12 protein-coding genes are annotated in these 9,764 nt (G+C 65.0%); 8 read left to right on the forward strand and 4 right to left on the reverse strand.

Annotated features, from left to right (window positions below):
• Positions 1-25: 25 nt before the first annotated feature.
• From H5407_RS19760 to H5407_RS24045, 3 genes are all read right to left on the reverse strand, one after another.
• Positions 26-1,618: a diguanylate cyclase domain-containing protein gene (locus H5407_RS19760; protein WP_183106213.1), complete on the reverse strand. Its 1,593-nt coding sequence runs from the start codon at positions 1,616-1,618 to the stop codon at positions 26-28.
• A gap of 197 nt (positions 1,619-1,815) precedes the next feature.
• On the reverse strand, positions 1,816-2,439 hold the full coding sequence (locus H5407_RS19765; protein WP_220800696.1) for a response regulator transcription factor: 624 nt from the start codon (positions 2,437-2,439) through the stop codon (positions 1,816-1,818).
• Positions 2,423-3,094 (reverse strand): hypothetical protein, encoded by a 672-nt coding sequence (locus H5407_RS24045; RefSeq protein ID WP_220800698.1) that lies wholly within the window; start codon positions 3,092-3,094, stop codon positions 2,423-2,425. Before H5407_RS24045 ends, H5407_RS19765 begins: the two co-directional genes overlap by 17 nt.
• A 269-nt stretch (positions 3,095-3,363) precedes the next feature.
• On the opposite strand from H5407_RS24045, the gene H5407_RS19775 reads away from it, so the two are divergent.
• The 6 genes from H5407_RS19775 (at position 3,364) to H5407_RS24890 (ending at position 7,927) form a co-directional block, all read left to right on the forward strand.
• Positions 3,364-3,501: a hypothetical protein gene (locus H5407_RS19775; RefSeq protein ID WP_183106215.1), complete on the forward strand. Its 138-nt coding sequence runs from the start codon at positions 3,364-3,366 to the stop codon at positions 3,499-3,501.
• Between the two features lie 9 nt (positions 3,502-3,510).
• On the forward strand, positions 3,511-5,859 hold the full coding sequence (lon, locus tag H5407_RS19780; RefSeq protein ID WP_183106216.1) for an endopeptidase La: 2,349 nt from the start codon (positions 3,511-3,513) through the stop codon (positions 5,857-5,859).
• A 207-nt stretch (positions 5,860-6,066) separates the two neighbouring features.
• Positions 6,067-6,423 (forward strand): hypothetical protein, encoded by a 357-nt coding sequence (locus H5407_RS19785; protein ID WP_183106217.1) that lies wholly within the window; start codon positions 6,067-6,069, stop codon positions 6,421-6,423.
• A gap of 34 nt (positions 6,424-6,457) precedes the next feature.
• Positions 6,458-7,411, forward strand: a complete 954-nt coding sequence (locus H5407_RS19790; RefSeq protein WP_183106218.1) for a DnaJ C-terminal domain-containing protein — start codon at positions 6,458-6,460, stop codon at positions 7,409-7,411.
• A 48-nt stretch (positions 7,412-7,459) separates the two neighbouring features.
• A complete protein-coding gene (locus tag H5407_RS19795) occupies positions 7,460-7,741 on the forward strand; it encodes a chaperone modulator CbpM (protein ID WP_183106219.1) in 282 nt (93 codons plus the stop codon).
• A gap of 21 nt (positions 7,742-7,762) precedes the next feature.
• Complete coding sequence (locus H5407_RS24890) at positions 7,763-7,927, forward strand: universal stress protein (protein ID WP_183106233.1); 165 nt, start codon at positions 7,763-7,765, stop codon at positions 7,925-7,927.
• Positions 7,928-8,058: 131 nt separating this feature from the next.
• Here H5407_RS24890 and H5407_RS19805 read toward each other — a convergent pair whose 3' ends face one another.
• On the reverse strand, positions 8,059-8,703 hold the full coding sequence (locus H5407_RS19805; RefSeq protein ID WP_183106220.1) for a SagB/ThcOx family dehydrogenase: 645 nt from the start codon (positions 8,701-8,703) through the stop codon (positions 8,059-8,061).
• Between the two features lie 134 nt (positions 8,704-8,837).
• Here H5407_RS19805 and H5407_RS19810 point away from each other — a divergent pair, with 134 nt between their 5' ends.
• Together H5407_RS19810 and H5407_RS19815 are read left to right on the forward strand one after the other, a co-directional pair.
• Positions 8,838-9,506: a dienelactone hydrolase family protein gene (locus H5407_RS19810; RefSeq protein WP_255501339.1), complete on the forward strand. Its 669-nt coding sequence runs from the start codon at positions 8,838-8,840 to the stop codon at positions 9,504-9,506.
• The gene (locus tag H5407_RS19815) at positions 9,499-9,729 is read left to right on the forward strand and encodes a hypothetical protein (RefSeq protein WP_183106221.1); all 231 of its coding nucleotides are present in this window, start codon (positions 9,499-9,501) and stop codon (positions 9,727-9,729) included. The genes H5407_RS19810 and H5407_RS19815 overlap by 8 nt, the downstream gene beginning before the upstream one ends.
• Positions 9,730-9,764: the final 35 nt, after the last annotated feature.

Below are 9,764 nucleotides of genomic sequence, written 5' to 3' on the forward strand. Positions count from 1 at the left end.
ATTCGCTGGATTGAGCACCACCGCATCAATTCCGCTCGGAAAAGCGGTTCACATAGTCACGCAAGGCCAGGAGATTGGGGATCTCGATGTCGCGCCGGCTGCGGGAGTTGAAGCGGATCAGCTGTTCACGTTCCAGGCTGGTCATGGCGCGGCTGACAGACTCCAGGCGCAGACCCACATGCCCACCTATCTCCGCCCGTGTGGTGGGCAGCATGATCTGGTCATTGCGGAGTCCTCGCTGCTGCAACTCGTCGGCCCAGCGGCACAGGAAAGCTGCCACGCGCCCTTCGGCCGGCAGCGCATGCATGTTCAGCACGGTGTCGCGCTCCCGGGAGTCCTGCCGGGCAAAGGCGGCGAGCATCTGCGTGAGCAGAGCCGGATTGCGGGCACCGGCGCACAGCAGGGCGTCATAGCGGATGGTCAGCACCTCGCAGACATCCGCCGCGATGGCGCTGCAGCGATAGCGGCCGTCCGCGAGGCCGTCCAAGCCCAGCCAGTCTCCCTTGAAGAGCATGGTGACCAGCCCTTCCTTCCCGTCGGCAGACAGGCCATACAGCTTGCACAAGCCGACCTGAAGCACGTGGACATTCCGGAATCTTTCACCGACTCGGTAGATCGTGTCGCCCGCCTTGACCAGGTGCCGCTGGACCGCGACCTCTCTCTCGAGCAGCGCAAGGCCACACTGGGCATGCCCAGGTGCTGGCACCGAAGCCACTTCGGGCTGCAGCGCGGTCCGTGACAGGGCCCAGCGGCTGCGCTCCCCGCCTGAACGCTTTGCGCGATACATTGCCTCATCGGCACGGCGCATCAGTTCGAAAGCGCTCTTTCCATCATCCGGGAAGCAGGCGACGCCAACGCTGAGTGACAGGGGCGGGCGCTGTGCCCCATCGAAGCGCCATGGTTCTGCGCACACCTCCATGAGGGCGGCCATCACCCGGGCGACGTCGGTGGCGTCATGGAGCAGTAGCGCGAACTCATCGCCCCCAAGCCGTGCTGCCGTGTCGGTCTGGCGCAGGCAGCGCTTCAATCGCTGGGCGCTTGCTCTCAGCGCCGCGTCGCCGGCATCATGGCCCAAGGCGTCGTTCAAGGACTTGAAGTCATTCAGGTCCAACAGGGCCACAGCAAACACCTCGCCGCTGCGGGTGGCGCGGCTCAGGGCCTGCTCCAGCCGGTCCATGAACAGCGTCCGGTTGGGCAATCCCGTGAGGGAATCATGCGTGGCGTCAAACCGGAGCCTTTCCATCGCTTCGATGCGCGTGCTGACGTCACTTCCCGATGACAAGAAATGCCTGACGCTGCCGTCTGCGTCGAACAGTGGCCGGATGGTCTTTTCCTCGTGGTACAGGCTGCCGTCTCGTCGCCGGTTTACCAGAATGCCCCGGAACTCCTGCCCTTTACGCAGCGTGTCCCATAGATTGCGATAGAACGCCTCCGACTGCTGTCCGGACTTGAGGATGGCCGGTGTGCGCCCCAGCGCCGATGCCTGACCGTAACCCGTGATCGATTCGAAGGCCGGGTTCACATATTGGATGGTGCCGTTCGGATCCGTGATCATGCCGGCGTCGCCACTGCTTCCGAGCAGCAAAGCCGCATGTTTCAGGATGGTGTCATGGGTCATTCAGTCGACTCCCTGTCGATCTGGCCACTTACCCCTGCCGGGGCGGCCCGCTGCTTCGCAACTTGCGTCCGGTCCTCTGCGGTCCTCCCGGCACGCCTGCCTGAATGTAGAGGCTCTTTGGCTGTGAAAAAATCCACAGCTTTGTGCAGGCTCAGTACTGCAAAACCGGTAGCAGTTGGACGAGGCGGGTTGAGCTGTCAGGGGGGAGCAATGCCCTCCCGTACGGCGTAGCGGGTCAGCTCAGCCACGGTGTGCAGTTCAAGCTTTCGCATGATGTTGCGACGATGGACTTCGATTGTCGCGACGGACAGGTTCAAGGCCTCGGCGATGGCCATGGAGCGCAATCCTTGCGCTAGCAGTCGCAGCACCTCGCGCTCGCGGCGCCCAAGGCGGGCGCCGCGCTTCCCCGAGACGTCCCGGATTTCCGAAGCAAGCGCGCTCGCTGCATCAGCACTGAGATAGGTGCGGCCGTCGGAGACAGCCCGGATGGCAGAGATGAGATCGACCCCGGCGGCCGTCTTTGTCACGTAGCCTGCTGCACCGGCCTTCAGCATGTCACTCACAAACCGGCGGTCCGAATGGCCTGACAAGGCCAGGATGCGGGCATCCTCGCCCGTCTCGAGGATCCGCGTCGCCACTTCCACACCGTTCAGGTCGGGCAGGCTGATGTCCAGCAGCACGACATCAGGTTTCAGGTAGCGTACCGATTGGACGGCCGCTTCACCCTCACCGGCTTCTCCGACGACCTGGATGTCCTCCGCCCGGGCCAGCAAGCAACGCAGCGCCTCGCGAATCAGTCGATGATCATCGACCAGAATCACACGAATCCGCCTTGACGAAGGAGGTGGGGTCATGCTTGGGAGCATGGCACGCTTGAAGGTCGCTGTCTTGACCTTTAGCAAGATTCAAGCGGCATGCCTCCGCCCGGTCATGGGGCAGTAGAGCTGTGAATCCACTGTTGGGTGCTGGCACTCGGCGGAATCTGCTTAAGGCATCACTGCGCGGCGGTGGGGCTGCCGTGCCGAGCCCGTCGCTACGCCTGCGGAGCGGGGCAACTGGTGCATCAGCGCCACGACCTCCTCGCCAGATGACCGTACGGGCAAGCAGGTCCGTTGGCACCCATCCCGGCATGTAGAGGTGACGGTGCCGTTCGATTTCCGCCAGATGGCGAGGCAGATGCGCAAGGACATGGTCTCGCGTGGCGCCACTCAAGGACAGGGTCTTCTCGTCGAACTTCAGCGTCAGCTGCGGGCCATCCACCACGGCGGCGGTGGCCAGCTCCGGCTGCTGGGGAGCCCCAACCTTGCGCACCAGCAGAGGGTCCAAGGGGGCAGACGGTGCGCGCGCCACTTCCGCCGCCACCGGAACGCCGCCACGGGGCAGTGCCACGGCGACCGGCATGTCCAAGTCCATGGTGAGCAGCCGCTGGCCCAGAAGCGTGCTGCCTTGCGCGCGATGCTTGAACTGGATGTTCATCGCCGTACTCCCCGGGGCTGAACGGGGCGGACGCGGTCAGCGCGAGCCCATCTCGGCGTGCCGGTAGAAGAAGAGAGGCACCCGCCGCCATGGGCACCCCGTGCTCGAATGATGCCGGCACCGTGCCGTGCGGTGGTGATCTGGGTCACTGCAGGGCGGTGCTTGAGGGCCTGGGCACCACCAGGCCGGCGCGCGCGGATTGCGCAATCGCAATGGCCATGGCAGGCAGACACCTAAATTGGCTTGTCTGGAACACATCGGGAGCCACCATGTCCATTGCCAGCACCGCCCAGCATGAAGTCGTCACCATGGACGCCGGGGGCACGCTAGAGGCCAGCCGGAGCGAGATGCCGGTGATCGTCCCGCCACAGCTGGCCGAGGCCTGGCAACGGGCCATCCGGCCTTGAGAGCTGGCGATGAGCGAGAGTCCCGGCAGCCCCCTGCGCCTGCCCGACGACGTTTATGCCATCGTGCCGATGCGCAATGTCGTGCTGTTTCCTCACGTCTTGCTGCCCATCAGTGTCGGACGGGAGAAGTCGATCGCAGCCCTGGAGCATGCCCTGCAGGCCAAGGTGCCCCTGGGCATCGTGCTGCAGCGCGACATCCGCGAGGACGAACCGGCCCGCGCCGGCCTGCATGATGTAGGAACCCTGGCATCCGTGACACAGGCCAGCCGCAGCGAGGATGGGCTGCAGCACGCGCTGTGCCAGGGGCTGCAGCGGATCCGCATCATTGAACTGGTCGATGGCTATCCCTTCATGGCGGCCCGGGTGGAGCGGCCGATCGAGAGCGGCCTGCTGAGCACAGAGGCCGAGGCGCTGGGCCTTCAGCTGCGCGAGCGCGCCGTGGAGTTGCTCTCCCTCTTGCCTGGCGTGCCCGCAGAACTGTCGCATGCCTTGACGGCCACCCGCTCCTCGTCACAGCTGGCCGACATCGTCGCCAACCTGATCGACATCGACACCGCCGAGAAACAACTGCTGTTGGAAGTGCTGGCGATCGAAGCCCGGCTGGAGCGGCTGCTGGGTCTGGTCACCCATCGGATCGAAGTCCTGCGCTTGTCGCACGAGATCGAGGAGCGTACCAAGGAGCAGATCGACGACCGCAAGCGAGACTTCCTGCTGCGCGAACAGATGCGCGCCATTCAGGAGGAGCTGGGGGAGGACGGGGCGCTCGACGAGGAGCTTGAGCAGCTGGACAAGGCCATCACCGAGGCGGCCATGCCTGCGGAGACCGAGGCTCAGGTCCGCAAGGAGCTCAAGCGGCTCCATCGCCTGGCGGAGTCCTCCGGCGAAGGCGGGGCCTTGCGCAGCTGGATCGACTGGATGATCGAGCTGCCCTGGCGCGAGCCTCAGCCCCTGGCCATTGATTTGCAGGTCGCACGCGCCGTACTGGAAGCCGAACACTTTGGCCTTGACAAGGTCAAGCGCCGGGTCATCGAGTACCTGGCGGTGAAGAAGCTCAATCCACAGGGGCGCGCGCCAATCCTATGCCTGGCCGGACCGCCGGGCGTAGGCAAGACATCGCTCGGCCAAAGCATTGCACGAGCCGTGGATCGGCCATTTGTTCGGGTCTCGCTCGGCGGCGTGCACGATGAGGCCGAGATGCGGGGCCACAGACGAACCTATATCGGGGCCTTGCCTGGCCACATCATCCAAGGTCTGCGCAAGGCGGGCGCACGCGATTGCGTGATGATGCTCGACGAGGTGGACAAGATGTCCGCAAGTTCGCACGGTGATCCGACGGCCGCCCTGCTGGAGATCCTCGACCCTGAGCAAAACGGTAGCTTTCGCGACAACTACCTGGGCGTTCCCTTCGACCTGTCGCGCGTGATGTTTCTTTGCACGGCGAACGTGATCGACTACGTCACGGGGCCGGTGCGGGACCGGATGGAACTCATCGAACTGCCGGGCTACACGCCGGACGAGAAGCTGCAGATCGCCCAAGCCTTCCTGATGCCTCGCCAGCGCAGCGCCGCCGGCCTGGCGGATTCGCAATGCAGTCTGACCGTACAGGCCCTGGTGTCCCTGGTGGAGGACTACACCCGCGAAGCCGGCGTGCGCCAGTTGGAGCGAGAGATCGGGCGGGTCATGCGGCACGCCGCGCTGGCGGTGGCAGAAGGCGACAAAGGCAGCGTGGTGATCGGTGTGGCGGACCTTGACGCCATACTTGGCCCGGCCCGCTACGAGCATGATGTGGCCTTGCGCACCGGCCTGCCAGGCGTGGCAACGGGTCTGGCCTGGACGCCGGTTGGCGGTGACATCCTTTTCATTGAGGCCATGCGCACGCATGGAAGCGGCAAGCTGATCCTGACGGGCCAGCTCGGCGACGTGATGAAGGAGAGTGCTCAGGCGGCCTTGACGCTGGTGAAGGCACAAAGCGCTGCGCTGGGCATTGGCGCCGGCGAGTTCGAGCACTGTGATGTCCATGTGCATGTTCCCGAGGGCGCAGTACCCAAGGATGGCCCGAGCGCCGGCGTCGCCATGTTCGTGGCACTGGCCTCGCTGTTCAGGGATCGGGCGGTGCGTCCGGATCTTGCGATGACGGGGGAAATCAGTCTTCGGGGCCTGGTGCTCCCCGTCGGGGGCATCAAGGAAAAGGTGTTGGCCGCCCAACGTGCCGGCATACGTCGAGTGCTACTGCCAGCGCGCAACCTCAGGGACCTGCGTGAGGTGCCTGCCTCGGTGCGCGAGGCGATGAGCTTTGAGCCACTTGAGAGCGTCAGCGATGCCGTACAGGCTGCATTGGAACCCCTCATGCCGCGGTGATGGCCTCTTTCCTGGCGCCCTTCGAAGCCAGGCGCGCTCCTCGGCGAGGGCTGAGCATTCTTCAGTTCATCGTGTTGCGACCCCATGCCAGGAGGCGTCGGGCAATGCACATGCCTGGAGGTTTCGCTATGTACTATGTATGTACGAACCTTGGTTCTCCTGGATGGCCGTGAGACTGCCGAGCATGGCTTGCATGAGGCGATTGCCTTGGCGCAGGAGACCAAGGAACTGGTGGTTCGCGAGGCCCCGCATGTGCTGCAAACCACCGTATCGACCGATCGTCGGTTGAGCGACTGGATGCGGGGCCCGCTTCCTCGCCCGTTTGCAGGAATTGCTGCAAAAGCCGGAGCAACTGACAGGAAGGGCGTCAAGCGCATCCGGCAGATTCGTAAGGGACGAGGTGGTCATCGCCCCGAGGTCGATCTGGCGTCCGTCGATCCACTGGGAGATGCTTTCAGTCTGTACCAGCCCCAGGGCCCGCATTGCGGCGGCGCACGGAAACCTCTGCGCTGGCCTGGCACGCTCTTGATGCGCCGCAAGGGAATGCACGGGTTGGAGGACTAGGGTTGGAGCAAGTCCGCGAACCGGGAGCCGTTCCATGGACTACAAGGACTACTACGCCACGCTCGGCGTGGCCCGCACGGCGACTGCCGATGAGATCAAACGCGCCTATAGGAAGCTGGCGCGCAAGTACCACCCCGATGTGAGCAAGGTGCAGGACGCCGAGGCCAGGTTCAAGGAACTTGGCGAGGCCTACGAAGTCCTGAAGGATGCCGAAAAGCGGGCCGCCTACGATGCCGTGGGGCAGGACTGGGACCGGCAGCAGCAGCGGGCGCCGGGCCGGGCCGAGCGGACCTGGGACGAGGACTTCGAGTTCCATGGTGCCCATCAGGACGGCAGTTTTGCCGAGCACAGCGACTTCTTTGATGCGCTGTTCGGCAGCGCGGCCGGGCCAGGCCGCCGGCGGGGCAACCGTTCTGGCCAAGTGCGTGGTGAGGACCACCACGCAAGAGTCAGGGTGAGGCTTGAGGACTTGTACCAAGGTGCGGACCGTGTACTGACCCTTCGCTCGCCTGCCAGAAACGCGGAGGGGCAGATGCTCATGACAGAGCGACGGGTCGATGTGCACATCCCCAAGGGCGTGCAAGCCGGCCAGCAGCTGCGCTTGAAAGGCCAGGGAGGTCCAGGCGGCGAGGGAGCGCCTGCCGGGGACCTCTATCTGGAGGTCGAACTCGAGCCGCACCCGCGCTATCGCCTGGCCGGCCGTGATGTCCACTTCGACCTCCCTCTCGCCCCCTGGGAGGTGGCCCTGGGCGCAACGGTCACCACGGCGACGCCAGGAGGCCCGGTGGCGCTGAAAGTGCCACGCGGTAGCCAGCCCGGTCACAAGCTGCGTCTGGCCGGCCGAGGACTGCCGGGGGACCCGCCGGGGGACCTGTACGCGGAAGTGATCCTGCGGATGCCGCGGGTGGACTCGCCGGCCGTGGAACAAGCCTGGCGGGACCTGGAACGCGCCTGCGCCCAAGCTGGCCACAGGCCATCAACGGAGTGACTCACCATGCCTAGTCCGCCTCCAGCTGCTCAACCGCGGAACACCCAGGTGTTCGTCGTCGTCGATGTGGACCTCTGGCTCGACCCCGATGAGATGTGCAGTGCCTGCGCCTGCAGTGCCGAGACCCTGGCCCAGTTGGTGAACGATGGGATCCTGGAGCCCTTGGGTGATACCCAGGCGCACTGGCGATTCGGCGGGGCCAGCCTGCTACGCGCACGACGTGCCCTGCGCCTGATGAACGACCTCGGCGTCAACGGCCCTGGAGCGGCGCTGGCATTGGATCTGCTGGATGAGCTGGCTGCCCTGAGGGCCGCTGTACGCGCACCGTGAAGCGGATACCTCTCCAGCGGTATCGAAAAGAATCCAAGGACTCGGGTTCCCGTCGATGGCAGTCAGGCTGCCGAGCGTGCCCTGGGGCAAGCCCTCGAGCGGGCAGCCCGGACGAAGTCCCGGCTGATCTTGCTATGCATCACTGCGGGCTTTCCTACGAAGCCATCCAGCGTCAATGCGCCTTGATCGCGATGGGCGCCGATGGACGTCGCGGCCTGAGTCGCCTGACCGCTTGGGAGCGGTGCCGAGAGGGGGGCGCGGTGCGAAGCTCGGCCTGGGCTCGGCCAGCCCCCGAGACAGCCTTCGAGACGCCCAGGCTAGGTCTTGGGATGGCCAACCGTCTGGGAGAGGAGCACGCTGTGGCTCATCGGCAGTCCCAAAGCCTGGGCAATCGCCTCACGGTCGATCCAGGCACGCAACACGGTCGATAGGCCCTGCGCAGCACAGAACAGATACACGTTCTGCGCTACCGCCCCGGCAGCGACATGAGCAAAGGATTCGCGCTGGGTCACCGGTACAAGGGCCATGCGCGAATGATCGGCGACATAGACCAGATCGAGAGGCGCCTCTTCGACAAAGTCCTGATAACCCGTGATCCGCCGGACATCGGAGGCTGAGGTCAGCTCCAGCGCATGGTCGTGCGCCAGGTAGCGGTAGGCACCTTGCGGCAGGGTCACGTAAACCTGGAGTTCCTGCGCACCCAGTGCAGAGGGCGCCGTGCGGCCGCTGCCTTGGCGGTTGACGCCATCGGCGGCCCACAGCAGATCCGACAGCATCTGCATGGTCAGTGGCGTCCTGCTGAACTCACGGGACGAGCCGCGCAGTTCGAGCGCTTCCAGCAAACCCATGCCACCTTCGTGGCGAGGCGCCGGCAGGACAATGCGACGTACCGAAGCGCCCAGTGCGGGCTCCGGTCGCAACCGTCCCATGGCGCCGAGTACCAGCTTGGTGAAGGTGTTCATCGATCACTCCTTGGCGGACACGATGCCCGCACAAGGCAAGGCACGCATTGCGATGGCGCAATCGGCACCCCCGTGAACGCTCCTACATTGAAGCCGTCATCCGCGGCTCGATGCAGGGCCGGCAAGGAGTCCGCATGGACGAGACCGCTCCCACCTTTCAGCATGTCGTGATCGGACCTAATGGCCAGGATGGATGGCTTACCTTGCCTCGCCCGGCCAGGGCGCTGGTCTTGTTTGCCCATGGCAGCGGCAGCACGAGGCACAGCGTGCGAAACCGCAGCGTGGCTCGGACCCTCCACGGCGAGGGCTTTGGCACCCTGCTCTTTGATCTTCTAGAGCCCCAGGAGGCGGCGGATCGCGCCAAGGTCTTCGATATTCGATTGCTCACGCAGCGACTGGTGGATGCCATTCGCTGGATAGACAGGCGCCCTGCCCTCGCATCCCTGCCCTGGGCGCTGTTTGGCTCCTGTACGGGCGCTGCTGCTGCTTTGAGTGCTGCGGCAGCACAGCCCTTCCGTGTCTATGCCGTTGTTTCGCGTGGCGGCAGGACGGACCTGGCGGGCGAGGCGCTGCAGCGCATCAAGGCGCCCACGCTGCTCATCGTCGGCGCGCTGGACACCGAGGTGCTGCAACTCAATCGCCAGGCCATGCTGCAGTTGCCAGCTCTGAAGGAGCTGGTCATCGTGCCTGGCGCCACGCATCTTTTTGCGGAGCCGGGTGCGATGGCGCAGGTTGCCGAGCATGCCGCCCGCTGGCTTTCGCTTCAACTGCCTGCTGTGACCGTGGGAGGTCTCCATGCTTGATGCCTGCATTCCCGTCCTTGCGCCGCTGAGTGCTCCCTGGAGCCCTGCTGGCTTTGTCGAGCAGGACCTGTCCGACTTGGCCGATCAGATGCAACACTGCCGCAGGCGCCATGTTCGGCTGCTGCATGTAGCTGAACGCCTGCTGCAGTTGCTGATAAGGCATGCCGTGACCCTGCTCGTGCTGGTGCTGCTCCTGTTTGCCGCATCCGTGGCAGCAAGCTAGCAGCGGAGCAGTCAAGGGGCTCTTTGGCCTTGTCG

It is taken from the genome of Mitsuaria sp. WAJ17, from assembly GCF_014174515.1.
GTDB lineage: Bacteria > Pseudomonadota > Gammaproteobacteria > Burkholderiales > Burkholderiaceae_C > Roseateles_B.

Excerpts from the sequence above, each read along its gene's own strand:
- H5407_RS19760 (WP_183106213.1), bottom strand. The coding sequence starts at position 1,618 with ATGACCCATGACACCATCCTGAAACATGCGGCTTTGCTGCTCGGAAGC.
- H5407_RS24045 (WP_220800698.1), bottom strand. The coding sequence starts at position 3,094 with ATGAACATCCAGTTCAAGCATCGCGCGCAAGGCAGCACGCTTCTGGGC.
- H5407_RS19775 (WP_183106215.1), top strand. The coding sequence starts at position 3,364 with ATGTCCATTGCCAGCACCGCCCAGCATGAAGTCGTCACCATGGACGCC.
- lon (WP_183106216.1), top strand. The coding sequence starts at position 3,511 with ATGAGCGAGAGTCCCGGCAGCCCCCTGCGCCTGCCCGACGACGTTTAT.
- H5407_RS19790 (WP_183106218.1), top strand. The coding sequence starts at position 6,458 with ATGGACTACAAGGACTACTACGCCACGCTCGGCGTGGCCCGCACGGCG.
- H5407_RS19805 (WP_183106220.1), bottom strand. The coding sequence starts at position 8,703 with ATGAACACCTTCACCAAGCTGGTACTCGGCGCCATGGGACGGTTGCGA.
- H5407_RS19810 (WP_255501339.1), top strand. The coding sequence starts at position 8,838 with ATGGACGAGACCGCTCCCACCTTTCAGCATGTCGTGATCGGACCTAAT.
- H5407_RS19815 (WP_183106221.1), top strand. The coding sequence starts at position 9,499 with ATGCTTGATGCCTGCATTCCCGTCCTTGCGCCGCTGAGTGCTCCCTGG.